Origin of the sequence: Pyxidicoccus trucidator (genome assembly GCF_010894435.1) — a bacterium.
Classification (GTDB): Bacteria; Myxococcota; Myxococcia; order Myxococcales; family Myxococcaceae; genus Myxococcus; species Myxococcus trucidator.
On sequence record NZ_JAAIXZ010000001.1, the window covers coordinates 342,348 to 365,672 of the forward strand.

Genomic DNA, 23,325 nt, shown 5'->3' on the forward strand with positions numbered 1-23,325 from the left:
GGGGCCATGGCCCGGACGGACAGCTTCGTGGAGTACACGGTGGAGTTGCTGGAGAAGCTCGGGCCCGTGCAGTCGCGGTCGATGTTCGGCGGCTGGGGGCTGTACTTCGGTGGGCGGATGTTCGGGCTCATCGGGAACGGGCAGCTGTTCCTGAAGGTGGACGACGTCACGAAGCCGGACTTCCAGGCGGCCGGGTGCCGGCCCTTCGTCTACGAGGGCGCGGGCAAGCCGGTGGAGATGGGCTACTGGACGCCACCCGCGGACGCGGCGGATGACGCCTACGCGCTGCTGCCCTGGGCCCGCCGCGCGGTGGACGCGGCACAGCGGGCGGCGCTGAAGAAGGCACCGAAGAAGAAGGCAGCGGCGAAGAAGGCCGTGGCGAAGAAGGCGGGGGCGGAGCGGAAGCCCGCGGGGAAGAAGCCACCTGAGCGCAAGAAGGCGGCTTCAGTGAAACCTCCACGCGCAGGCAGGTAGCGCCACAAGCCGCCCGCCCCGGCCTCACGTGGCGACCTACTGGGGAATCAGGTGGCCGAAGAAATAGCGGCTTCCTGGCTCGAACTTCCTGCACTCTTTCGACGCCAGAAAGGATTCAGCGATAGCGGCCGCCGCCAGGGGGACGACGCTCTTCCCACTGAAGACCTCACTGCAATCGATGCCGGTGGCCGGCTCGAAGCGCTCGCGCAGCGTGGCCAGTTCCGAGGACTGATACGCCGTGGTGAGGTGGCGCATGCGCTCCGCGACTGCGCGGACCGAGGAGAGCCCCCCCCGGAAGATGATCACCTTGTCAGAGCCCTGAGCAGAAACAACGGCCTCGTACTGGCTCATGACCAGGTTGAGGTAGTCCTCCAGAAGGTCATCCGGAGGCTCGTGCGCGAGCATGGAGTTCTCGTCGTCCACGAGCAAGCCCGCCATCAGGAGCGGCAGCGACGAGATTTCCGGCGTCCGCTTCAAGCGCAGAGTGAGGTATTGGTCCATCAGCACCGGCACGACGTCGAGTCGGCCCCATAGTGCGAAGGTACGGCAGTAGAGCAGGACGAGCTCTCGCGCTGCGACATCGACACGCTCTTGCTTGCGCAGGGGGTGCTGCTCGATTTCCTCTCGCATCTGTTTGAAGCAGTCAACGGTGCCTGCATGCCCTAGCGCTCGCGTCGCGGCGTACTTCACCCGCCAGTCTTCCGTCTCGCGACAGAGGCGCAGGAGGGCTTCGGCCGCGGAGAAGTCCCCTGACTTGAGCCTGTCGAGCAGCGCTTCGAGTCGCACCCAGTGAGCATCCACACCCGTGAGAGGACGCGCGGACAGGGTGGTTACCAGTGGCCGGGTGAAGTACGCAAAAGCGCCGGAAGTCCAGGCCTGCGTCCTTCAGCGTCGGGCGAGACTCAATTGGTATGTTGTTCATGTCTACCACCACGACGGAGTGAATCCCGCTACCCGCCAACGCTTGATTCGAGATTCCCGGAAGGCTGTGTTCCACTTGCCTCTCCAGCCGGGATTGTTGTTTTGCCATTCACCGAACTGGTCGTCAATCAGCTTACATGCCGCACACAGCGTGTCATGGGGTTGCAGATTGCCTGGATTGTCAGGACACCCTCCCGCGCTCTTTGGCGTCAGGTGATTTGTCTTGTTGAATCTCGGCCCCCCGCTGGGAGGGAACTCCTTCGGGTTGGCGGCACGGAAATCCGCGATGGCGCTCGGATTTTCGGTGATGAAGTCAGTGTAGAACTTCCCCATCGTCTCAGGCTCGCTCCAATGGCCCTCGATTGCGGCCTTTCGCGCCGGATCCGGCGGCCTGAATACATCGCAAGGAGCACTCGGAAAGACGCGCCCACCGCAGGTGCAATTATTGGCCTTTATTCCGAGCATGGCCTGGTAGGTCTTCATCCTATCAGTCGCTTCAGCAGTCGGTTTTCCATCCGGCCCTTTCTCGTTCAGGCCGTAGAAATCTTCCATGCTCTGCGGCGTTAACTTCATCGAGCCTCGTCCTGCAAAACAGCCCGAGATATACGCATCCCCTCACGCCGTCTTGATGGCCGCCGCATCCTCCAGTCCCAGCTCGCCCACGGACACCTCGCGCATGCGGAACTTCTGCACCTTCCCCGTCACCGTCATCGGGAACGCGTCCACGAACTTCCAGTAGCGCGGCACCTTGTACGTCGCGATGCGCCCCGTGCAGTGCTTCGTCAGCTCCTCCACCGTGAGCGTCACGCCCGGCTTCGTCTTCACCCAGGCCATCACCTCCTCGCCGTACTTCTTGCTCGGCACGCCGATGACCTGCGCCTCGCTCACGCCCGGGTGCGTGTGCAGGAACTCCTCCACCTCGCGCGGGTAGATGTTCTCCCCGCCCCGGATGATCATGTCCTTGATGCGGCCGACAATCTTCACGTAGCCGTCGGCGTCCATCGTCGCCAGGTCCCCCGTGTGCATCCACCCGGACCTGTCCACGGCCGTCGCGGTGGCCTGCGGGTTCTCCCAGTACCCGAGCATCACGCTGTACCCACGCGTACACAGCTCGCCCGCCGAGCCGCGTGGCACCACCGCGCCCGACTCGGCGTCGACAATCTTCACCTCCAGGTGCGGATGGATGCGCCCCACCGTGGACACGCGCTTGTCCAGCGGGTCATCCAGCGCGCTCTGCGTGGACACCGGAGACGTCTCCGTCATCCCGTAGCAGATGGTCACCTCGCGCATGTTCATCCGCGACTGCACCTGCTTCATCACCTCCACCGGACACGGTGAGCCCGCCATGACACCCGTGCGCAGCGACGTCAGGTCGAACTCGCCGAAGCGCGGGTGGTCCAGCTCCGCGATGAACATGGTGGGCACGCCGTACAAGGACGTGCAGCGCTCCGCCTGCACCGTCTGCAGCACGGCCAGCGCGTCGAACGCCTCGCCCGGAATCACCATGGTGGCGCCGTGCGTGGTGCAGGCCAGGTTGCCAATCACCATGCCGAAGCAGTGGTAGAAGGGCACCGGGATGCAGACCCGGTCCTCCGGTCCGTAGCGCAGCGCCTCCCCGATGAAGAACCCGTTGTTCAGCACGTTGTGGTGCGACAGCGTGGCGCCCTTCGGGAAGCCCGTGGTGCCGGACGTGTACTGGATGTTGATGGGGTCATCGAACTGGAGCGACGCCTCCCGGTCCTCCAGCGTGCGCTCGCTCACGTGCTTCGCGTTGGAGAGCAGCAGCTGCCAGTCATCATCCAGCACCATCGTCACGCGCAGGCCGGCGCAGCGCGGGCGGACCTCCTCCAACATGGCCCGGTAGTCCGTCTGCCGGAAGCCGCGAGCCAGCAGCAGCACGCTGACACCGGACTGGTTGAGCGCGTACTCCAGCTCCGAGGTGCGGTAGGCGGGGTTGAGGTTGACGAGGATGGCGCCGATGCGCGCGGTGGCGTACTGGGCCACCACCCACTCGAAGCGGTTGGGGGACCAGACGCCCACCCGGTCTCCCTTCTCCACGCCCAGGGCCAGCAACCCCAGCGCCACCTGCGTCGTGGCGTCCCAGAGCTGCCGGTACGTGGCCCGGTAACCCTGCGAGGCCACCACCAGCGCCTCCCGCTCGCCATGCCGCTCGACGGTGCGGCGCAGGTTCTGACCAATCGTCTCCCCGAGCAGCGGGGTGGAGCTCGTGCCGTGGACGTAGGAGGGAGTCATGTCGCCATCGTCCCGCCGTCCCGTGGCGTACGGCAAGCGCCCCCTTGGAGCAGCTCGTCCACGAGGTCACCTGCTCCATCGAATAGGGAATGGAGCGCGGTGGAGTTGACCCGGTTCCGCGAGTCAGCTCCACCTGGCCGCCTCCTGCCCGCTCGGCCTCCTGCCGGAGTGGCCCGCCCGTGCCCTCCTGGCCCGCCCTTCCGGCTCCCCTGTCCTACATCTTCAGGGATTCGAGTTTCGCCCCTGGCCAACGGAAGCCGCACTCAGGCCGTGCGGCACTCCCACGCGACGCGTTAAATGAAGGGCCCATGGACGAATCCAACTCCCGGCTCGTCGCGGCCCTGCTCGAAGCCCGGCAGCGACACTGCTTCCCTCCAGACGTGCGTCGCGCGGCGCCCGAGTTCGTTGCCCAGGTGCTCGGCCTGCTCTTCCCGCACTTCGCGGAGCGCCTGGAGTGCACCGCCGCCGCCGTCCGCCGCGACGTCACCACCGTGGAGGCCAGCCTCCACCGCATCCGCGAGACGCTCGCCCCGCTCTACCCCGAAATCAACCCGTCCCTGCCCGCGCGCTTCATGGAGCGGCTGCCCGGGCTCTACGACTGGCTCCGCCAGGACGCCCAGGCCATTTTCGAGGCGGACCCCGCCGCCCGCACCGTGGACGAGGTCATCCTCACGTACCCGGGCTTCTACGCCATCGCCATCTACCGCGTGGCCAACGCCCTGCACACCCTGGGCTTCCCCCTGCTGCCGCGCCTGCTCACCGAGTACGCCCACCAGCGCACCGGCGTGGACATCCACCCCGGCGCCACCATTGGCCGGCGCTTCGTCATCGACCACGGCACCGGTGTCGTCATCGGCGAGACGACGCTGATTGGCGAGAACGTGAAGCTCTACCAGGGCGTCACCCTGGGCGCGCTCATGGTGGAGAAGGGCCTGGCGGACAAGAAGCGCCACCCGACGATTGAAGACGACGTGGTGGTCTACGCCAACGCCACCATCCTCGGCGGCGCGACGGTGGTGGGCCGGGGCAGCATCATCGCCGGCAACGCCTGGCTCACGCAGAGCATCCCCCAGCAGTCCGTCGTCACCCGCCGCAGCGAGGTGCGTCCCCGCGGCGCGGACGGCACGCTGGACGCCATCGAGTTCCATATCTGAACCTGACCCGCCGCACTCCGCGCAGCTCCACCCGACGAGGCCCATGACATGAAGGCGAACAACATTCTGGAGACCATCGGTAACACGCCGCACGTGCGCATCAACCGGCTGTTCCCGGCGCGTGTGACGGTCCACATGAAGCTGGAGCGCGCCAACCCGGGCGGCAGCATCAAGGACCGCATCGCCCTGTCGATGATTGAAGACGCGGAGAAGCGCGGCATCCTCAAGAAGGACAGCGTCATCATCGAGCCCACCAGCGGCAACACCGGCATCGGCCTGGCCATGGTGGCCGCGGTGAAGGGCTACAAGCTGGTGCTCGTCATGCCGGACTCCATGAGCATCGAGCGCCGCCGCCTGATGGCCGCCTACGGCGCCACCTTCGAGCTCACCCCGCGCGCCCAGGGCATGAAGGGCGCCATCGCCCGCGCCCAGGAGCTGGTGTCCCAGGTCCCCAACGCGTGGATGCCCCAGCAGTTCGAGAACGAGGCCAACATCGAGGTGCACCGCCGCACCACCGCGCAGGAAATCCTCAAGGACTTCCCGGACGGGCTGGACTACCTCATCACCGGTGTGGGCACCGGCGGCCACATCACCGCGTGCGCCGAGGAACTCAAGAAGGTCTGGCCGAAGCTGAAGGTGTTCGCGGTGGAGCCGGTGAAGTCCCCCGTCATCAGCGGCGGCGCGCCGGGCCCGCACCCCATCCAGGGCATCGGCGCGGGCTTCATCCCGAAGAACCTGCACAAGGAGGCGCTCGACGGAGCGATTCAGGTGACGGAGGAGGACGCCTTCGAGTTCACCCGCCGCTCCGCGCGCGAGGAGGGCATCTTCGTGGGCATCTCCTCCGGCGCCGCGCTGGCCGCGGTGAACCAGAAGCTGGGTGAGATGTCCGACGGCAGCCGCGTGCTGTGCTTCTGCTACGACACCGGCGAGCGCTACCTCTCCATCGAGACGCTCTTCCCGGGCCAGCCGTAGCCCGTCAGCCCAGGCGCGTCCGCACCAGCTCCACCAGCCGGTCCATCTCCTCGGGCAGGTTGTAGAAGTGGGGCGACAGGCGGATGCGCCCCCGGCGCACGGACAGGGCGACGTTTCGCTCGGCGAGCCAGGCACCGAGCGGGCGCGCCTCGCCCCCGGGCGGCAGGAAGGTGAGGATGCCCGCGCGGTGCTCGGGCGAGGGCCCCACGTCGCAGCCCAGCCCCCGCAGGCCCTCCTCCACCCGCGTCAGCAGCCCGCGGATGCGCGTCTCGATGGCGCCCACGCCCACCTCCTGCAGCAGCTCCAGCGCGGCGCCCAGCGCGTAGATGCCGGTGTACGCGGCGCTGCCCTCCTCCAGCTTCCCGGCGTCCGGGCGCAGCTCGAAGTGGCTGCGGTTGAAGTTCCACGCGTCGGTGGTGCTGCGCCAGCCCACCAGCACCGGGCGCAGCCGGGGCAGCACGTCCTTCGCCACGTAGAGGAAGCCGATGCCGGCGATGCCGAGCATCCACTTGTGGCTGTCCGCGCTGAGGAAGTGGATGCGGCTCTTCTTCACGTCCACGGGCACGCAGCCCACGCTCTGGATGCCGTCCACGCAGAAGAGGACGCCCGCTCGCTCGCACAGGGCGCCGATGGCGTCCAGGTCCGCGCGGTGGCCGGTGGCGAACTGCACGGAGGACAGGGCCACCAGCCGGGTGCGCGGGGTGAGGGCCGCGGCCACGGCCTCCGGGGTAACGCCGCCGGAGGGCGACTCAATCTCTCGCACCTCCACGCCCCGGTCCTTCAGGTGCAGCCAGGGGTAGACGTTGGAGGGGTACTCCAGCGAGGAGGCCACGGCCACCTGGTCGCCGGGCTTCCAGTCCAGCCCCTCGGCCACGAGGCCCAGGCCATGGCTGGTGTTGCGCACGAAGGCCACCTCGCCCGGCTCGGCGTTGATGAGGCTGGCGGCCAGCGCTCGCACCCGCTCGCAGTGGGCCTCCCAGCCGCGCTCGTGCTTGATGCCGTGGTAGACGAGGTCGTCCATCCACCCACGCACCGCCTCCGCGGCACGCAGGCTGGTGGGGGCCACCCCGGCGTGGTTGAGGTAGAGCTGCTCCTGGAGCACGGGGAAGAGGGCGCGGTAGGACTCGAGCGAGCGCGACATGACGGCGAGTGTACCCGCCGGTCCACGCCCTGGCGGGCTCCTCGCGGGGGGGGTGGGTCTCGGATGTCCACCCCCTGGCACCCGCCCCCCCCTCCTCCCGCGCGGCGGGCGGATGCGGTATTCGTCGGGGGCTGGCCAGGAGCAGAGGACACCACATGCGCCGAGACGTCGGGGAAGCCGTGAGGAACACGCTGCTGGCGGGGCTCACGTTGCTGGCGGGCTGCGCCGGCACGGTGAAGGCGCCTTATCCGCCCATCCGCGCGGACACCTCTCCGGCGGCGCTGGAGCGCGGGGCCGCCATCTTCCATGCGAGCTGCGAGTCCTGCCACCGCGGCGGTGACGCGGAGACGGCCTCCGGCGCGCCGCTGCGCGAGCTGCCCTCGTACATGGGCAGCTTCCACGCGGCCAATCTCACGGCGCACCCGAAGGCAGGCATCGGCTCCTTGACGGACGAGGAGCTGGCGCGCGCCATCCGCTACGCGGTGAGCCGTGACGGACGGCTGATGGTGATGCCCAGCTATGGAATGGGCGACTCGGACCTGGCGGCGGTGCTGGGGTTCATGCGCTCGGGGCATCCGCTGTTCACGCCGGAGGCGCAGCCCGCGCCGCGCTCGGAGTTCAGCTTCTTTGGCGGCCTGGGCTTCCGGGTGATTACAGGCAACGAGCCCATTGAACGTCCCGTCTCGGGCATCCCCGTGCCGGCCAAGGCGGCGACGCTGGAGTACGGCCGCTACATGGCGCACGACGTGTACGACTGCGCGTCGTGTCACACCGACGGCTTCAGCCCGCGCAAGACGGAGGGCGACGACGTCTACTCCGGCGGAATGGCTTTCATCGACCCGGCGGGGGACAAGGTCCGCTCCAGCAACATCACCTTTCACGAGACGGGCCTCGCCCACTGGACGCTGGAGGACTTCACCCGCGCGGTGAGAGATGGCCTCGCCCCGGATGGCTCCGCGCTGCGCTCGCCCATGCCGCGCTTCCGGGGCATGGACGACGTGGAGGCTCGCGCCCTCTATGACTTCCTGCGCTCCGTGCCCGCGAAGGACAACGAGGTGAAGGGCGCCCGGCCCCGCCTCACCGCCACCTCCGTGCGCCCGACCTGGGTGGCCACGGGAGCCGCGACGGAGACCGCTCCCGAGGCCGGGGCCGACGTCGACCCGGAGACCGCGAGCACCGTGGCGGAGGCCGCGGCCCTGAGCCACCAGGAGCCCTCCGGTGCCGTGGGCACGCAGGCGGCGACGGGCGGCACCGCGTCCACGAGCGCCTCGCCAGCGGAGACGAGCGGCGCGGTGGGGACCTCCTCCACGTCGGCACCGACCGTGCGTGCGGCGCCCCAGCGGAAGCCGCGTCCCGCCGAGCCGAAGGTGGATGCGCCGAAGCTCTTCGTTCAGCTCGGCTGTGCGAGCTGCCACGCGCCGGGAGCCCGCTACCACGACCGGCTCGCGCGAGCGTCCAGCCGGAGCGACGCGGAGCTGGTGCGCTGGGTGCGCAACCCTGAACAGTTCCTCCCGGGCACCCCCATGCCCACCTACGCGGACCTCATCGACGAGCGGACCGCGCGGGCCCTGGTGCGCTGGGTGAAGGCCGGCGGTCCGGCCTCGCTGCCTCCGACGCGCTGAGAGGGTTCCGCGCCCGGCGTGCGCGAAGTCTGGCCATGTCGGGTCCTCGCGACAGGTGTTGAGCAGGCTTCGCACTCGACGTGTGCCCAATCTGGCGGTGTCACGTCCTGCCAGTGCGTGCCGGAGTGATTCGCACCCGGGCGGGTGGGAAATGACAGGCGAAATAGCCAGAGAAACGCCCCCTCGACGTATCCGGTTTGGAAGTTCCTCGTGGGTGCGCCTTTGGTTGCACTCCCGGGGCGCGTGCCACTCCGGTGCTAACCGGCCCCTGCCCCGGGGTGGCACGTGTAACTTCCCTTCGCACGGACTGTCGTGCCGCGCGTGCCCCGAGGTAGCGAGGGCTGCGCCCGGAGCCCGGCTCGCATAGCGTGGGCCCCATGACGGAGTGCCTCCTCAACATCGACCTGGGCGAGCTTCCCGGGGAGGACGAACAGCTCTACACGCTCGCCCACGTGGCCAACATCGCCTGTGGCGGACACGCGGGGGACGACGCGTCCATGCGCCGCGCGCTGGAGCTGTGCGCTCGTCATGGCACCCGCGCCGGCGTGCATCCTTCGTATGAGGACCGCGAGGGCTTCGGCCGCCAGGCCCTGGACGTCACGCCCGAGGTGCTGCGAAGCCAGGTGGCCGGCCAGTGCGCCCGGCTCGCGCGGCTGGCCGTGGGCCAGGGCGTGCCGGTGCGCTACGCCAAGCCACATGGAGCGCTCTACCACGCGGCCAATGCGTCCCCGGCCCTGGCCCGCGCGGTGGTGGAGGGCGTGGTGGAGGCGCTGGGACGGAGCATCACCGTCATCGGCCCGGGCGCGGGAGCCCTGCGGGACGCGGCCCGGGAGGCAGGGCTGGACTACGCCCGAGAGGGCTTCGCGGACCGGGGCACCCGGACGGACGGAACGCTCATTCCGCGCGGGCAGCCCGGGGCCGTCCTCACCGAACCCGCGCGAGCCCGGGAGAACGCCGTGCGCCTGGCCACGGGCGGCGCGGTGGACACCCTCTGTGTGCACGGTGACACGCCGGGCGCGGTGGAGCTGGCCCGCGAGGTGCGCTCCACGCTGGATGCGCTGGCCCTGCCCTCCGAGCCCCTGGGAGACGGCGCGCTGCGGCTGACGCTGCCCGAGGGCCTGGAGCGCCGGGCCGCGCACGATGCGCTGTGCGCCCTGCCCGGGGTGGTGGACGCCGTCATCGCCGAGGAGCACGCCTGCGTGTACTTCGACCCGGACGCGCCACCCGACGAGCCCCGACTGGCCCTGGCGCGACTGCTGCGAGCGCCAGCGCCCACGGACCTGCGCCCGCCCACCACCATCCGCGTGTGCTACGACGGGCCGGACCTGGAAGCGGTGGCGACCCGCGCGGGCTTGACGGTGGAGGCGGTGACGAAGCTCCACACGGCCCGCGAGTACACGGTGCGCTGCGTGGGCTTCCTGCCAGGCTTCGCCTACCTGGGCGAGGTGGACACGCGCATCGCCGCGCCCCGGCTGGCCACGCCGCGCACGCGGGTGCCGGCGCTGGCGGTGGGAATCGCCGGTGGGCGCACGGGGGTGTACCCCTTCGCGTCGCCCGGAGGGTGGAACCTCATCGGCACCGCGCTGGACTTCACCGCCTTCACGCCGGAGCAGGGCGCGCTGCTGCGGCTCGGAGACCGGGTGCGCTTCGAGCGGGTGGAGTGATGGCGGGCTGGCTCGAAATCACGGGCGTGGGAGGCCCGGCCACGGTTCAGGACGCCGGCAGGCCCGGGCAGATGCACCATGGCGTTCCATCGGGAGGACCGCTGGTGCCGGAGCTGCTCGCCCTGGCCAACCGCGCGGTGGGCAACGCGTGGGGCCTGGCCGCCCTGGAGTCCTTCGGTCGGCTGGAGCTGCGGGTGCGCGGTCGGGAGGCGCGAGTCTCGGTGGACGGCCGCGCCTTCGAGGTGGCCGAGGGAGAGACCTTCACCGTGCCCGCGCCGGAGTCCACGAGCGTGCGCTACGTCGCGGTGGCGGGTGGGCTCGCGGTGCCGGAAGTGCTGGGAGGACGGGGCACGCTGCTGGTGGCGCGCCTGGGCGGACACGAGGGCCGCGCGCTGCGCCCGGGGGACGTGCTCCCGCTGGGTGACAGGGAAGGCACGCCAGAGACGCTGGAGCCCGGAGACGCACTGGATGCGACGGCGCCCATCCGCGTGACGCTCGGCCCGGACCTGGAGCGCTTCGACACGGCAACGAGGGCCTCGCTGCTGGCCGACACCTTCACCGTGTCACCCGCGACGGACAGGGTGGGAATGCGACTGAGGGGCCCCGCGCTGGCACATGGCGACGAAGGGGCAGGCACCTCACGCCCCATGGTGCGCGGAGCCATTCAAGTGACGCTGTCGGGCGAGCCCATCGTGCTCGGCCCGGACCACCCGACGACGGGAGGCTATCCCCTCATCGCCGCCGTCATCCGCGCAGACTGGGGCCGTCTCAGCGCACGCCGTCCGGGCGCGCCCGTGCGCTTCCAGGCCGTCAGCACGGCGGAGGCCCGAGAGGCGTGGCGCCAGCATGTGGAGCGCTTCGGGTCCGCCCTGCGCTGATGCCCCAGGCCGACGCGCGAGCGAGAGGCGACGTCAGGGCGCCTCCAGCTCCGGGGGCCACAGCGCACCGAGGTGCAGCTCGAGGTCCTCGAAGGGCTCGGCCCGGACCCGGGCCTCGCCGGAGTACGTGCCTCGCGGCAGCCATTGCTCACCCTGCTTCCGGAAGACCTCCAGCGTGCGCGACGCCGGGTCCACCAGCCACACGTACTCCACACCCTCGCGCGCGTAGATCTCCCGCTTGCGCTTCCGGTCCAGCGTCGCGGTCGACGGAGAGAGCACCTCGCAGACCCAGTCGGGTGCCAGGGTGAAATAGGGCACCCGCCGCATCTGCGGCATGCGCTCGCGCCGCCAGCCGGCGATGTCCGGAACCAGCACGTCCTGGCCGAAGTGCAGCTCGGGCTCATCGACAATCCACCAGCCGCCGGGACCTCCCTGCCCGACCTGGAAGGCCGTCAGCAGCAGACCTCCCAGCACGGAGTACGCCACCGCATGCGGGCTCGCCGGCCGCGGCATGGCGATGAGCTCTCCGTCGATGATCTGCCCGACCATGTTCTCGGGCAGTGCCTCGATGTCCGCATACGTCGCCGGACGCTTCGTCTCTTTGCTCATCTCGGTACTCCCCGGTCCTCCAAGCTCCAACCCTTCCATCATCAGCCCTGCCTCCCAGGAGTGAAACCCCACCTGCGACGGTGTGTCCACTCCTTCCTACTCCCCAGGTCTGACAACCGGCCGGGCGACCCTCCCCTGCCGGGTGGGCCGGAAAAATCGTCCGGAAGGGGTGAGGAAAAGAATCCGCCACCGCCGTTGAGAGGGACAGAAGGGGAGACTGGCCTTGCAACCTGCTTGCTCGGGTACAGAAGTTTCGAAGACCATGGGCACCTCGCGGAGGAAACGCCACGTGGAGCTGCGACAGAGCCCAGCACCTGCCGTGGGGGCCTCGAAAGACGCGGGGCTCGAGCAGCTCCGGCGCGACCTGGCACAGGCCGTCTCCCGGGTCTGCCCCCCCACCATGGCCGACCGACGCGATGACCTGGTGCAGAACGCGATGATGCGCGTCATGGAGCTCCAGCGACGAGCCCCCGAGCATGCCCCGCTGTCGCCGGCCTACCTGTACCGCGTCGCATACACGGCGCTCATCGACGAGGTACGCAACGTGGGTCGGCGCCGCGAAGTGGCGATGGACGTGGTGGAAGCGCTGCCCGAGCAGCCGACCTCACCGGACAACCCGGAGCGCGCCGCGGGGGCCGCGCAGATTGGCCGCGCGGTGCGCGACTGCCTGCAGAAGCTCGCGGAGGACCGCCGCCTCGCGGTGACGCTGTACCTGCAGGGCCACACCATTCCAGAAGCCGCGGCGCTGCTCGCCTGGGAAGGCAAGCGCACCGAGAACCTTGTCTACCGTGGGCTGAGCGCGCTGCGCGCCTGCCTCGCGCTGAAGGGAGTCGAGCCGTGAGCGAGCGCCCGCCCGACGACGACACGCCCGATGCCGCCGCCGTCGAGCGCCTCCGCGCGGCCTTCCGTTCCGGGGATGCGCCGGAGCAGGACGGCGAGCCCGTGGACCCGGACCGCATCTGGCGCGCGGTGACGGGTGAGGCGTCCCCCGAGGAGCGCCGTGAGGTCATCGCCCGCGTGGCGGCCGACCCCGCCTGGGCCACCGCCTGGCGCCTCGCCCACGCCCTGTCGCAAGCCGCGGCGGCGGCGCCCCAGGAGGCTCCGGCCAGCGTCACGTCCCCCGCGGACCTGCGCGCCCGTCGCGACACGGAGGGTTCCAGGTCCCGGGGACGCCGCTTCCACTTCGCCTGGAGCCGCCCTGTCTGGGGCGCGGTGGCGACGGCAGCGCTCGTGCTCATCGTGGTGGGCGTCTCCGTGCGGCAGTCGGGCGTCCCCGGGCAGGAGGGCGGCGACACGCCCACCCTGCGTGGAGGGGACTCGCTGGCCGTCGTCTCCCGGCTCCCCGAGGACGCGCCGCTGCCCCGGACCGACTGCGTGCTGCGCTGGAGCGAGGGGCCCGAGGGTACGCGCTGGTCGCTCCAGCTCTCGTCGGAGGACCTGAGCCTGGTCCACCGCGCGGACTCGCTGACGAAGAGCGAGTACCGGGTGCCCGCCGAGGTGCTCGCGGCGGTGCCGCCGGGAACGAAGCTGCTGTGGCAGGTCGAGGCGCGCCTGCCGGACGGACAGGTGCAGCGCAGCGCCACGTTCGTGAACCGGATTCAGTGAAGCTGTCCGCTCGAAAGAAGAGGGGGACTCATATGAAGGCAACGAGGATGACGATGGGGTGGACCGCGGTGCGCATCGGAGTGCTGGCGCTCGCAACCTTGCTGGGGGGCATGACGGAGGCGCAGGCACAGACACAGGTGACGTCGACGACGCCAAACCCGACCGTCAAGGTGACGACGCCGCTCGTCGTCGGCGCCACGCATGACACCGTGGTGGCCTCGCTGGTGGATGCCGGCATCATGACGGGTGACACGGTGATGGTGACGCTGCGCCTGGTTGACGCCGCCGGGGCGGTAGTGGCCCAGACCTCGGGCCTGGTGAGCGAGAGCATGCCCCTGCGCTTGAGCTACCGGGCGACCTCGGCCGGCGGGCTCTCCGCGCAGGTCCTCGTCCCGCTGACGGAGGTCGGGCTCTCCCTGCCCTTGTTGTCGGTGGAACGCTGGAGTCCCGCGGTCTGGCCGCCTCCGCGGGAGCCGGAACCGGAAGCCTGCCTCATGCCTCGCACCCAGAGGCCTCCTCCAACCGAGGGGCCGGTGACGTTCTGCCTGCAGCTCGACCCCAGGTGCCCCTGCGGCATGGTCCCTGCCGGCCCGCAGTGACTCCGGCCGCGCCCCGCCACATGGCCGCCACGGGGCAATGACTTCCGGCGGTTCCCGTCACCCGGTAATAGAGTGGCGGGGTGCCGAGGCTGGGGCGAGGACATCCAAGGGCTGTCATCCTCTTCGCTCTCGTGGCGGGGGCGGCCCTCGCCGCGTCCGGCCCGGATGCGGGCACCGAGACTCCTCCCGCGCTGGCCGCCTGCAAGGCCCGCTTCGGCGAAGCGCCCCAGGGCTCCGAGTCGGCGATGTGCTTCTACCGCAACGCCCAGGGCGCGTCGGGGCGCGACGCCGCACGGCGGCTGCTGACGGAGCTCCTGGAGCACCACCGCGAACATCCCTGGCTGCTGATGGTGCTCGGCCATGTGGAGCAGCTGTCGGAGCCTCGTGCGGCCGAGGCCTCCTACCGGCGCTCCGCGCTGGAGTTCCGCCGCCTCCAGGACGCCGAGGGTGAGGTGCTGGCGGCCATCAACCTGCGCATCATCCTCATGAACCAGAAGCGGATTGATGAGGCGCGTGAATGGACGCGGCGCATCGCCGAGGTGGCGCGGGCCTCGGGGAGTCCTGAGCTGAACGCGCGCGCCCTCATCGTCGAAGCCAATGAGCTGGCGGAGGTGGAGCTCGACCTGGGGCGGGCCTTCCGGCTGCTCAAGCGCGCCGAGGCGCTGGTCTTCCCTGACGGCACCGACGGACTGAAGAAGCAGTGCCTCTCCTCGCTGGCGGTGGTGAGCACCAACCTGGGGCGCCTGGAGGAAGCCGCGGACGTCTACCAGCGGCTGGTGGAGCTGGCGCAGCGCACGCGCGAGGCCCCGTTGGAGGCACGCGTGCGCGTCTCGCAGGCCAACCTCGCCGTCACGCTCCACGAGCGGCGCCCCGAGCCCGGCGGGCGCGCACGCCTCCTCGCCCTGGCGCGCGAGGCGCTGGCCGCCTCGGAGCTTGCGGGCAGCAAGTCCATGGAGGCCATGTCGCTGCGAATCGTGGCGGACCTGCTGGGCCCCTCCCCCGAGGAGCGGCTCGAGGCCGAGCAGCACCTGCGGCGCTGCCTGACGCTGGCGGACGAGCTGGGCAAACCCGAGCGGCGCATCGCCTGCCTCTGGACCCGCGCGGAGCGCTTCGCCGCGTCCGCGCCCGAGGCCGCGGACCGGGACGCGGAGGAAGCGCTGCGGCTGGCCTACGCGTATGCCGACCCGCAGTACCTCGCCCTGGCCCTGCGGGCTCGCGCGACGGTGGCCTTCCACACGAAGCCCCTGCCCGACGCGCTTCACCATGCCGAGCGCGCGCTGGACGCGGTGGAGTCGCTGCGGAGCCTGCAGCGCGATGCCTCCAGCCAGGCCGAGCTGTTCGCGAGCTGGGCCAGCGACTACCACCGCCTCGCCGGGTGGACGCTCGAAGCGGGTGGCGTCACGGGGAAGGCGGCCACGCTGGCACCGCGCGAGGCCCTGGAGCGCACATTCCAGGTGAGCGAGCGGCTGCGGGCGCGGAGCCTGCTGGATACCCTGGTGGCGTCACAGGCGCTGTCCACCTCCGGAGAGGAGCCGGGCCGGCGCGCGGCCCGCGCGGAGCTGCAGCGCCGGCTGGTGGCGGTACAGCGGCGCCTGCTGGAGTCCACGCTCGGCGCGCCGGAGCGCGAGGCGGCACTGAACGAGCTGAGGGAGCTGGAGCGCAACGAGCGCGACCTGCGCCCCGCGCCCCGCCATGGCACCACGGAGTTCGCCACGCTCGAAGCCGTGGAAAAGGGGCTGGCGCCGGACGAGGCGATGCTCGCCTTCCTCGTGGGCGTCGACCGCGACATCTATGGCGACCCGGCGGGCAGCGCGTGGCTGCTCGTAGTCACCCGCGAGGGCTCGCGAGCCCACCGCATCCCCGAGCGCACCCGGCTGACGCCCGCGGTGGCCCTCTTCTCCGGCCTTCTCGAACGCCGGGACGGCTCCGAGGTGGGTGCCGCCGTGGCACTCCATGCGCAACTGCTGGGCCCGGCCCTGGCCGCGCTGCCCCCGGGCGTGCGCCGGCTGCTGCTGGTGCCCGACGGGCCGCTGCATGACCTGCCCTTCGCCGTGCTGCGGGAGCGACCGGACGCACCACCGCTGGTGGCGCGGTACGAGCTGGCGGTGGTGCCTTCCGCCAGCCTCTGGCGCTACTGGCGTGAGCAGCCGGCCCTGTCCCCGGGCGGCGAGGCGCTGGTGCTGGCCGACCCCGAGCGGGGCACGGCCTCGCCGGTGAAGCGGGCTCCGGCGTCCGAGCGGGCCGGAGTCTTCGACGAAGCCGCCCAGCTCGCCGCGCTCCCGGAAGCACGCCGGGAGGGGCACGCGGTGGAGCGGCTGCTCCAGGACACGAAGGTCGCCCCGCGCCTGCTCGTGGGCCTGGAGGCGTCGGAGCGGGCCCTCAAGAGCGCGCGCCTGGACGGGGTGCGGGTGCTGCACCTGGCGGCGCATGCCATCGTCGACGCCGAGGCCCCCGAGCGCTCGGCGCTGGTGCTGGCGCCGGGCGCGGAGGAGGAGGACGGCATCCTCCAGCCCCGGGAAATCGCCGAGCTGCACCTGGAGGGCGCGATGGTGGTGCTGTCGAGCTGCCAGAGCGCGTCCGGGGCAATGCTCCCGGGCGAAGGCGTGCTGAGCCTGGCGCGGGCCTTCTTCGAGGCGGGCTCGCGCGCGGTGGTGGCCAGCCTGTGGCCCCTGCGTGACGACGAGGCCGCCAGGCTCGTGGAGCGGTTCTACCGGCACCTGGCCCGGGGAGTGAGCGCCTCGGCGGCGCTGCGGGCCGCGCAGCTCGAGGCCATCGAGGACGGACAGCCCCCGGCGGCCTGGGCGGGGCTCGTCGTGCTGGGGGACGCGTCCCTGGTGGCCCTGGAGCCGCGAGCGCGCACCGGAGCGGGCGGAATCCAGGTGGCCCTGGGGGCCCTGGCCGTCCTCTCCGCGCTGGTGGCCGCGGCCGTCTGGTTCCGCCGAGCGCGCCCGTAACCCACTGGATTCACTCGGCGCCATGAACTTACCCACACCGTGGGTAGAGGTCGCAGCAGGGCACGCAACTTCCGCCTCTCAATGGTCGATACTTTACGCATGAAGCCCACTGTCACCGGCCCCCGCGTCCAGCCCCGTCCCGTCGAGACTCCCGAGCCGGTCCGTCCGCGCAACGAGGTCAAGCCCGCCCAGCCGCAGACCCCGGCCGCGCGCCCCGACACGACGGGCGTGTCCCGGTTCGATTCGGGCAAGGGCCGCCAGCCGAACGTGGCGCTGACCACGCCGGTGAAGGCGCCTCCGGGGGGAAGCATCGCCCCGGGCAGCTACCCCACCGCGGCGGACGTGAAGGCCATCGCCGCGATGAAGGACCCGGTGGCGCGCAACTACGCGATTACGCAGGGCTACCACGACCTGTCCGACGCGATGGGCAAGCTCGTCGGCGACGACAACGCCAACTGGGCCACCTACGGCACCTGGGCCTCGAAGCAGGCCGGCGTGAGCATCCGCGGCGAGGACATGCCCAAGGTCTTCACGGATGCGCTCAAGGGCGCTGGCGCCCTCGGTGGCCCCCTCTCCAAGGTAGACGACTTCCTGCGCAAGCTCGGCCTGCCCGGCATGCCCGTCGGCGACCTCGGCGCGGCCGGTCAGGAGGCGCTCGCCAAGGTCAGCAATGAGATTGCCGGCGGCAACCAGTTCGTCTTCAACGAGATTGGCCAGGAGTTCGCCCGCTTCATCGACACCTTCAAGGGCGACACGAAGCCTGACCCGGCCAAGCTGCAGCAGTACCTGGACGGCTTCCCCAAGGACAAGCCGCTGCTCCGCGAGGCCTTCAGCCACTACGCGGAGGCGATGACGGAGAAGGACCCGAACAAGAAGGCCGAGCTGATGCTCATGGCCAACAACAAGGTCGGCCTCCACGAGCAGACGCAGCTGCAGCCGTACGTCGAGCGGGCCCTCAACGCGCCGGTGAAGGAGACCTTCCGCAACATCCTCAAGCAGTCCGTGGAGGGTGCCATCAACGCGCTCCCCTTCCCCGCCAACCTGGCCGGCAAGGCCGCGCTGAAGTCGGGCGTGGTGGACTCGATGCTGGACTCCGTGGTGGACAAGGCGGCCGGCGTGTTCCGCGGCATCGCCACCGAGCACATGATGAAGCTCGCCGTCCCCGGTGGCGCGCTCAAGATTGGCAATGACCTGCCCCCGCCCAAGGGCATGGAGTCCACCCTCTTCCCGCCGCACCTGCGCACCATCCAGAACCCGGAGCTGAAGGCCCTGCTCAACAAGCTGGACCACAGCCCCGACAGCCTGAAGGGCACCGCCGCGAAGGACTGGAGCCGGCTGGACCAGCGGATGGACTACATCATCGACCTCTTCCGCACGCGCCAGTCGGACCCGCACCTGTTCGACCAGCCCTTTGGCCGCAGCGCGACCTACCCGCTGCCGACCGCGCCCCGCTGAGCTGAAACGCCGCCCGCCCGCACTGGGAACTGTCAGGCAGGCGGCGTCCGGTACACAGGAGCCTTGGGGCAGGGCGTGGGAGTGGCCAACGTAGGCCACTCCCATGCATGGCATCGCCTGGTACATCATCATCGGGCTGCTCCTGGTGGCGATGGCGCTGGGTGGCTCCGTCCTCAAGCGCCTGCCGCTGTCCACCTCGCTGCTCTACCTGGGCGTGGGCTTCGCGCTGGGCCGGCTGGGACTGGGCCACCTGGACCCGCTGGAGCACGCCGCCCTGCTGGAGCGGCTCACCGAGGTGGCCGTCATCATCTCCCTCTTCAGCGCGGGGCTGAAGCTGCGCCTGCCGCTGAAGGACCGGGAGTGGCGCGTCTCCCTGCGCCTGGCGCTCTGGGCCATGGTGCTCAGCGTGGGCCTGGTGACGCTGGTGGGCGTGGGCGCGCTGGGCCTGTCCCTGGGTGCCGCCATCCTGCTGGGAGCCATCCTGTCGCCCACGGACCCGGTGCTCGCCTCGGACGTGCAGGTGTCCCACGCGCTTGACCGGGACCGGCTGCGCTTCGGCCTCACCGGCGAGGCCGGGCTCAACGACGGCACCGCCTTTCCCTTCGTCATGCTGGGCCTGGGGCTGCTCGGCCTGCACGAGGTGGGGGCCGGGCTGTGGCGCTGGGTGGTGCTGGACGTGCTGTGGGCCGCGGCGGCGGGGCTCGTCGTCGGCGCGCTGCTGGGAGACCAGGTGGGCCGGCTGGTGCTCTACCTGCGCAAGCACCACCGCGAGGCGGTGGGCCTGGACGAACTGCTGGCCCTGGGCCTCATCGCGCTCGCGTACGGCACGGCGCTGCTGGTGAAGGGCTACGGCTTCCTCGCGGTGTTCGCCGCCGGGCTGGCGCTGCGGCGCATCGAGCGCAAGCACACCGGGCAGCGCCCACCGGAGCAGGTGGAGGACGCCGCGCGGGGCAAGGACAAGCTGGAGGCGGCCACCCACCCCGAGCACGCGCACGCCTACATGGCCAACGCGGTGCTCGGCTTCAACGAGGCGCTGGAGCGAATCGCCGAGGTGGCGCTGGTGGTGGGGCTGGGGGTGCTGCTCGCCTCCACGCCCGTCGCGCCGGAGGTGTACTGGCTGGCGCCCCTGTTCTTCTTCGTGCTGCGGCCGCTGTCCGTGGCGCTGGCGCTGCTGGGCTCGCGGGCCAACACCCACCAGCGGGTGCTGATGGCCTGGTTCGGCGTGCGGGGCATCGGCTCGCTGTACTACCTCTTCTACGCCATCGCCCACGGACTGGAGGACGGGCTCGCGCAGCGAATGCTGTCGCTGGTGCTGTGGGTGGTGGCCGTGTCCGTCGCCGTCCACGGCATCTCCGTCACCCCGCTGATGACACGCTACGAGCACCGCTCCGGGCGACCGCGGGAAGCCACCCCCGTGAAGGAGGCTGCTCCGCTCACACCTCGTCGACGATGAACTGCTCCAGCCGGGCGATGCCCAGCTTCTTCATCCGACTCTGCAGCGTGGAGGGCTTCAGCCCCAGCAGCGCCGCCGCCCCGCCGGGCCCGTAGACACGGCCCCGCGTGAGCGACAGCACCCGCATGATGTGCTCTCGCTGCACCGCCGCCAGCGTGGGCACCGCGCCCTGCTTCAGCGGCGCCTCCGTGGGCGACACCTCCGCGGTGGGCGCCACCGCCTGAGCCACCTCAGCCGCCACGCCACCGCGCGTCGGCAGGTCGAACGCGCCCGGCCCCAGCTCCGCGCCCGGCGAGAGGATGGTGGCGCGCTCCAGCACATTCGCCAGCTCGCGCAGGTTGCCCGGCCAGTCGTAGGACTCCAGCCGCTCCAGCCCGGCCGGCGTCACCCGCATGCCCCGCCGTCCCGTGCGCCGCGCCTGCTCCTCCAGGAGGAACGCGCACAACTGCGGCAGGTCCTCGCGCCGCTCGCGCAGCGGGGGCAGCCGCAGGGGGAAGACGCTCAGCCGGTAGTAGAGGTCCTCGCGGAAGCGCTTCTGGGCAATGGCCTGCTGCAGGTCCACGTGCGTGGCGGCGAGGATGCGCACGTCCGCGCGCACCGTCTTGTCGCCGCCCACCGGCTCGAAGGTCTTCTCCTGCAGCGCGCGCAGCAGCTTCGACTGCAGCTCCACCGGCAGCTCGCCAATCTCGTCCAGGAGCAGCGTGCCCCCGTGCGCCATCTGGAAGCGCCCCGCCCTGTCCCGCGTGGCCCCGGTGAAGGCGCCCTTCACGTGGCCGAACAGCTCGCTCTCCAGGAGCCCCGCCGGAATCGCCGCGCAGTTGAGGGTGACGAAGGGCTGGTCCGCCCGCGAGCTCCACCGGTGCAGCGCCCGCGCCAGTCGCTCCTTGCCCGTGCCCGTCTCACCGGTAATCAGCACCGGCGTGTCCGTCTCCGCCACCTGCTTCGCCCGCCGAGCCAAATCCCGCATCACCGGGCTCAGCGACGTCTCGAGGATGCCCTCCGAGTCCCCGCCCAGCTGCGCCTCCAGCAGCTTCGCGTGCTCGTGGTCCTGCCGGTGCAGCTGCTCGAAGGCGGCCCGCTGCTCCGCGGCCTGCAGCGCCGTGGCCAGCATCTGCCCGTACACCTCCACCAGGTCCACCACCGGCTGCGGGTACGTCTCGCACTCGGCCCTGTCCAGCGACAGCACGCCGTAGCAGCGCTCGCCCGCGCACAGCGGCACCACCATGCACGAGTGGCCCGGCGGCAAGTCCAACACGCCGTCGAACGGGTCTCCGTCTCCGTGCGAGTGGTCCTCCTCCGTGAAGGCCCGCGCGCGCCGCGTCTCCAGCGCGTGACGCAGCGAGGGGAACTCCGCCAGGTTCAGCGAGTGCTGCCGCACCTTCGCGTTGGCCAGTGGACCTCGCGCCGCTACGGATACCAGCCGCCCCTCTTTGAGGAGGAACAGCGTCGCCAGGTCGAAGCGCACCACCCGCGTCAGCCAGTCCAGTCCTCGACGGAGCAGCTCCCCCACCGAGTCTTCCGTGGTTGCCAGCTCGACCAGGTCCCGAGCATCCTGCGCGCCTTCGATTCGGCCTGACATTTCGTCCGACATGCTGCACGAATAATAGCGGTCCACCGAAATTGCAGTGGCGAAACCCACCGAGATTTCGTTATTCACCGACCCAGCAGCACCGACCAGTCGGGGGATGAAGTCAACCCCCTGGAATCATTGAAGTCAAAAGCTGGCACGGGGCCTGCTTTAGCAGTGGTCACCTCAAACGTTCCCCGGGCCGTCCATGAGGGCGGTCCCTACCCCCCAAAGGAGTCGTAACGACATGCTGACCGTTGGCGACAAGATCCCGAGCTTCAAGGTGAAGGCCACCGTGTCCCTGGAGAAGGGCAAGGAGTTCCAGGACATCACGAACGAGACCTTCAAGGGCAAGTGGCTGGTGCTGTTTGCCTGGCCGAAGGACTTCACCTTCATCTGCCCCACGGAGATCGCGGAGTTCGGCAAGAAGAACAAGGACTTCGCTGACCGCGACGCGCAGGTGCTCGGCCTGAGCACCGACAGCGAGTTCGTGCACCACGCGTGGCGCACGCACCACCCGGACCTCAAGGGCCTGCCCTTCCCGATGCTGGCGGACCTGAAGCACGAGCTGTGCAACGCGCTGGGCATCCTCCACAAGGAGGAGGGCGTGGCCCTGCGTGCGACGTTCATCGCGGACCCCGAGGGCATCATCCGCCACGTGACGGTGAATGACCTGTCCGTGGGCCGCAACGTCTCCGAGACGGTGCGCACGCTGGACGCGCTCCAGACGGACGAGCTGTGCCCCTGCAACTGGACCAAGGGCGAGGAGACCCTCACCCAGAAGCTGGCGAAGGCGGGGTAAGCAACCATGGCCTCGCTCGAAGTCGTCCGCTCTGAGCTGGCGGACGCCCACAAGGACACCCGCCTCAACCTCCAGGCCGTCCTGGAGGGAGGGAGCCTCACCCCCGAGCAGCGCTGGGGTGTGGCCGTCGCTTCCGCCTATGCCGTGCGTAACGAGCGGCTGAAGGAGGCGATGCTCAACGAGGCGAAGAAGGCCCTCGCGAACCCGGAGCCGGTCATCGAGGACGCGCGTGCCGCGGCGTCCCTGATGGCGATGAACAACGTCTACTACCGCTTCCGGCACATGATCGGGAAGGAGTCCTACTCGACCAAGCGCGCCGGGCTGCGGATGAACCGGCTCGCGCAGGTGCTGACGAACAAGGTGGACTTCGAGCTGGTCTGCCTCGCGGTCAGCGCCATCAACGGCTGCGAGATGTGCATGCAGTCCCACGAGAAGGTCGTCCTCGAGGGCGGCCTCTCCGAGGACCAGGTGCACGACGCGGTCCGCGTCGCCTCCGTGATTCACGCGGCGGCGGTGGGCCTGGAGTCGTAAGCCCTCCTGTCGCGAGACATCGAAGTGGATTCAAGGCGCCCTCCGGTGGAAACACCGGGGGGCGCTCCTTTTTGGCCCACCGGGCATCTGACCTCACGTCAGACACGAACGAGACGAAAGGACGTCACCATGTACCGCAGCCCCAGCCCCCTTCCCGAGAAGGCCCGCTCCGCCATCGCCGAGTCGCTCAACGAGCGGCTGGCGGATGGCCTGGACCTGCATTCGCAAATCAAGGTGGCCCACTGGAACATCAAGGGCCCGCAGTTCGCCGCGCTCCACCCGCTGTTTGAAACCTTCGCGGTGAGCCTGGCCAACCACAACGACTCCATCGCCGAGCGCGCGGTGACGCTGGGCGCGAAGGCCTACGGCACCAGCCGCCACGTGGGCAAGACGAGCCGCCTGCCGGAGTACCCGCAGGAGACCTCTCGCGACATGGAGCACGTGAAGCTCTTGGCCGAGCGCATCGAGGTGTACCTGGACGGCCTGCGCAGGAGCCGCAAGACGTTCGAGGAGAACCAGGACACGGACTCCGTGGACCTCGTCACCGGCATCATCACCGAGTTCGAGAAGCACGCCTGGTTCCTGCGCGCGTCGCTGGACAGCTGAATCGCACGAATTGAAACGGCCCGGCCCCTCACGAAGAAGAGGAGCCGGGCCGGAAGGGCAGTTCG

Annotated in this window: 21 protein-coding genes; 15 read left to right on the forward strand and 6 right to left on the reverse strand. The window is 70.4% G+C overall.

Annotation, left to right across the window (positions count from 1 at the left end):
- Window positions 1–6: 6 nt before the first annotated feature.
- Complete coding sequence (locus G4D85_RS01465) at window positions 7–474, forward strand: TfoX/Sxy family protein (RefSeq protein WP_164007166.1); 468 nt, start codon at window positions 7–9, stop codon at window positions 472–474.
- A gap of 36 nt (window positions 475–510) precedes the next feature.
- Here G4D85_RS01465 and G4D85_RS01470 read toward each other — a convergent pair whose 3' ends face one another.
- The 3 genes from G4D85_RS01470 to G4D85_RS01480 form a co-directional block, all read right to left on the reverse strand.
- Window positions 511–1,260, reverse strand: a complete 750-nt coding sequence (locus G4D85_RS01470; RefSeq protein WP_164007168.1) for a hypothetical protein — start codon at window positions 1,258–1,260, stop codon at window positions 511–513.
- Window positions 1,261–1,398: 138 nt separating this feature from the next.
- Window positions 1,399–1,947 (reverse strand): hypothetical protein, encoded by a 549-nt coding sequence (locus tag G4D85_RS01475; RefSeq protein WP_205525377.1) that lies wholly within the window; start codon window positions 1,945–1,947, stop codon window positions 1,399–1,401.
- 63 nt (window positions 1,948–2,010) lie between these two features.
- On the reverse strand, window positions 2,011–3,648 hold the full coding sequence (locus G4D85_RS01480) for an AMP-binding protein (protein WP_164007172.1): 1,638 nt from the start codon (window positions 3,646–3,648) through the stop codon (window positions 2,011–2,013).
- A gap of 308 nt (window positions 3,649–3,956) precedes the next feature.
- Here G4D85_RS01480 and epsC point away from each other — a divergent pair, with 308 nt between their 5' ends.
- A complete protein-coding gene (epsC, locus tag G4D85_RS01485; RefSeq protein ID WP_164007174.1) occupies window positions 3,957–4,802 on the forward strand; it encodes a serine O-acetyltransferase EpsC in 846 nt (281 codons plus the stop codon).
- 48 nt (window positions 4,803–4,850) lie between these two features.
- Complete coding sequence (cysK, locus tag G4D85_RS01490; RefSeq protein WP_164007176.1) at window positions 4,851–5,774, forward strand: cysteine synthase A; 924 nt, start codon at window positions 4,851–4,853, stop codon at window positions 5,772–5,774.
- 4 nt (window positions 5,775–5,778) lie between these two features.
- On the opposite strand, the gene G4D85_RS01495 is transcribed toward cysK, so the two are convergent.
- On the reverse strand, window positions 5,779–6,915 hold the full coding sequence (locus tag G4D85_RS01495; RefSeq protein ID WP_164007177.1) for an aminotransferase class V-fold PLP-dependent enzyme: 1,137 nt from the start codon (window positions 6,913–6,915) through the stop codon (window positions 5,779–5,781).
- Between the two features lie 155 nt (window positions 6,916–7,070).
- Between G4D85_RS01495 and G4D85_RS01500 the strand changes: the two genes are divergently transcribed.
- From G4D85_RS01500 to G4D85_RS01510, 3 genes are all read left to right on the forward strand, one after another.
- The gene (locus tag G4D85_RS01500; protein WP_164007180.1) at window positions 7,071–8,537 is read left to right on the forward strand and encodes a c-type cytochrome; all 1,467 of its coding nucleotides are present in this window, start codon (window positions 7,071–7,073) and stop codon (window positions 8,535–8,537) included.
- 377 nt (window positions 8,538–8,914) lie between these two features.
- The gene (locus G4D85_RS01505) at window positions 8,915–10,201 is read left to right on the forward strand and encodes a LamB/YcsF family protein (protein ID WP_164007182.1); all 1,287 of its coding nucleotides are present in this window, start codon (window positions 8,915–8,917) and stop codon (window positions 10,199–10,201) included.
- Window positions 10,201–11,079 (forward strand): 5-oxoprolinase subunit C family protein, encoded by an 879-nt coding sequence (locus tag G4D85_RS01510; protein ID WP_164007184.1) that lies wholly within the window; start codon window positions 10,201–10,203, stop codon window positions 11,077–11,079. The genes G4D85_RS01505 and G4D85_RS01510 overlap by 1 nt, the downstream gene beginning before the upstream one ends.
- Window positions 11,080–11,112: 33 nt before the next feature.
- Here G4D85_RS01510 and G4D85_RS01515 read toward each other — a convergent pair whose 3' ends face one another.
- On the reverse strand, window positions 11,113–11,688 hold the full coding sequence (locus tag G4D85_RS01515; protein ID WP_164007185.1) for a Uma2 family endonuclease: 576 nt from the start codon (window positions 11,686–11,688) through the stop codon (window positions 11,113–11,115).
- Between the two features lie 289 nt (window positions 11,689–11,977).
- Between G4D85_RS01515 and G4D85_RS01520 the strand changes: the two genes are divergently transcribed.
- The 6 genes from G4D85_RS01520 (at window position 11,978) to G4D85_RS01545 (ending at window position 19,754) form a co-directional block, all read left to right on the forward strand.
- Complete coding sequence (locus G4D85_RS01520) at window positions 11,978–12,529, forward strand: RNA polymerase sigma factor (protein WP_240359013.1); 552 nt, start codon at window positions 11,978–11,980, stop codon at window positions 12,527–12,529.
- On the forward strand, window positions 12,526–13,293 hold the full coding sequence (locus G4D85_RS01525; RefSeq protein WP_240359014.1) for a hypothetical protein: 768 nt from the start codon (window positions 12,526–12,528) through the stop codon (window positions 13,291–13,293). Before G4D85_RS01520 ends, G4D85_RS01525 begins: the two co-directional genes overlap by 4 nt.
- Before the next feature lie 32 nt (window positions 13,294–13,325).
- Window positions 13,326–13,892, forward strand: a complete 567-nt coding sequence (locus G4D85_RS01530; protein ID WP_164007189.1) for a hypothetical protein — start codon at window positions 13,326–13,328, stop codon at window positions 13,890–13,892.
- A gap of 80 nt (window positions 13,893–13,972) precedes the next feature.
- On the forward strand, window positions 13,973–16,846 hold the full coding sequence (locus G4D85_RS01535) for a CHAT domain-containing protein (protein WP_240359015.1): 2,874 nt from the start codon (window positions 13,973–13,975) through the stop codon (window positions 16,844–16,846).
- Window positions 16,847–16,945: 99 nt separating this feature from the next.
- Window positions 16,946–18,301, forward strand: a complete 1,356-nt coding sequence (locus tag G4D85_RS01540) for a hypothetical protein (protein ID WP_164007191.1) — start codon at window positions 16,946–16,948, stop codon at window positions 18,299–18,301.
- A gap of 103 nt (window positions 18,302–18,404) precedes the next feature.
- Window positions 18,405–19,754, forward strand: a complete 1,350-nt coding sequence (locus G4D85_RS01545; protein WP_164007192.1) for a cation:proton antiporter — start codon at window positions 18,405–18,407, stop codon at window positions 19,752–19,754.
- On the opposite strand, the gene G4D85_RS01550 is transcribed toward G4D85_RS01545, so the two are convergent.
- On the reverse strand, window positions 19,735–21,345 hold the full coding sequence (locus G4D85_RS01550) for a sigma 54-interacting transcriptional regulator (RefSeq protein ID WP_164007194.1): 1,611 nt from the start codon (window positions 21,343–21,345) through the stop codon (window positions 19,735–19,737). The genes G4D85_RS01545 and G4D85_RS01550 overlap by 20 nt on opposite strands.
- Before the next feature lie 223 nt (window positions 21,346–21,568).
- Between G4D85_RS01550 and G4D85_RS01555 the strand changes: the two genes are divergently transcribed.
- The 3 genes from G4D85_RS01555 to dps all read left to right on the forward strand — a co-directional run bounded on the left by G4D85_RS01555 (window position 21,569) and on the right by dps (window position 23,260).
- A complete protein-coding gene (locus G4D85_RS01555; RefSeq protein WP_164007196.1) occupies window positions 21,569–22,123 on the forward strand; it encodes a peroxiredoxin in 555 nt (184 codons plus the stop codon).
- Window positions 22,124–22,129: 6 nt separating this feature from the next.
- Window positions 22,130–22,654, forward strand: coding sequence for a carboxymuconolactone decarboxylase family protein (locus G4D85_RS01560; protein WP_164007198.1), 525 nt, complete (start codon window positions 22,130–22,132; stop codon window positions 22,652–22,654).
- Between the two features lie 87 nt (window positions 22,655–22,741).
- On the forward strand, window positions 22,742–23,260 hold the full coding sequence (dps, locus tag G4D85_RS01565; protein ID WP_275900268.1) for a DNA starvation/stationary phase protection protein Dps: 519 nt from the start codon (window positions 22,742–22,744) through the stop codon (window positions 23,258–23,260).
- Window positions 23,261–23,325: the final 65 nt, after the last annotated feature.

Excerpts from the sequence above, each read along its gene's own strand:
- G4D85_RS01465 (WP_164007166.1), top strand. The coding sequence starts at position 7 with ATGGCCCGGACGGACAGCTTCGTGGAGTACACGGTGGAGTTGCTGGAG.
- G4D85_RS01480 (WP_164007172.1), bottom strand. The coding sequence starts at position 3,648 with ATGACTCCCTCCTACGTCCACGGCACGAGCTCCACCCCGCTGCTCGGG.
- G4D85_RS01545 (WP_164007192.1), top strand. The coding sequence starts at position 18,405 with ATGCATGGCATCGCCTGGTACATCATCATCGGGCTGCTCCTGGTGGCG.
- G4D85_RS01495 (WP_164007177.1), bottom strand. The coding sequence starts at position 6,915 with ATGTCGCGCTCGCTCGAGTCCTACCGCGCCCTCTTCCCCGTGCTCCAG.
- G4D85_RS01530 (WP_164007189.1), top strand. The coding sequence starts at position 13,326 with ATGAAGGCAACGAGGATGACGATGGGGTGGACCGCGGTGCGCATCGGA.
- G4D85_RS01515 (WP_164007185.1), bottom strand. The coding sequence starts at position 11,688 with ATGAGCAAAGAGACGAAGCGTCCGGCGACGTATGCGGACATCGAGGCA.
- cysK (WP_164007176.1), top strand. The coding sequence starts at position 4,851 with ATGAAGGCGAACAACATTCTGGAGACCATCGGTAACACGCCGCACGTG.
- G4D85_RS01560 (WP_164007198.1), top strand. The coding sequence starts at position 22,130 with ATGGCCTCGCTCGAAGTCGTCCGCTCTGAGCTGGCGGACGCCCACAAG.
- epsC (WP_164007174.1), top strand. The coding sequence starts at position 3,957 with ATGGACGAATCCAACTCCCGGCTCGTCGCGGCCCTGCTCGAAGCCCGG.
- G4D85_RS01475 (WP_205525377.1), bottom strand. The coding sequence starts at position 1,947 with ATGGAAGATTTCTACGGCCTGAACGAGAAAGGGCCGGATGGAAAACCG.
- G4D85_RS01555 (WP_164007196.1), top strand. The coding sequence starts at position 21,569 with ATGCTGACCGTTGGCGACAAGATCCCGAGCTTCAAGGTGAAGGCCACC.
- G4D85_RS01505 (WP_164007182.1), top strand. The coding sequence starts at position 8,915 with ATGACGGAGTGCCTCCTCAACATCGACCTGGGCGAGCTTCCCGGGGAG.
- G4D85_RS01540 (WP_164007191.1), top strand. The coding sequence starts at position 16,946 with ATGAAGCCCACTGTCACCGGCCCCCGCGTCCAGCCCCGTCCCGTCGAG.
- G4D85_RS01500 (WP_164007180.1), top strand. The coding sequence starts at position 7,071 with ATGCGCCGAGACGTCGGGGAAGCCGTGAGGAACACGCTGCTGGCGGGG.
- G4D85_RS01550 (WP_164007194.1), bottom strand. The coding sequence starts at position 21,345 with ATGTCGGACGAAATGTCAGGCCGAATCGAAGGCGCGCAGGATGCTCGG.
- G4D85_RS01510 (WP_164007184.1), top strand. The coding sequence starts at position 10,201 with ATGGCGGGCTGGCTCGAAATCACGGGCGTGGGAGGCCCGGCCACGGTT.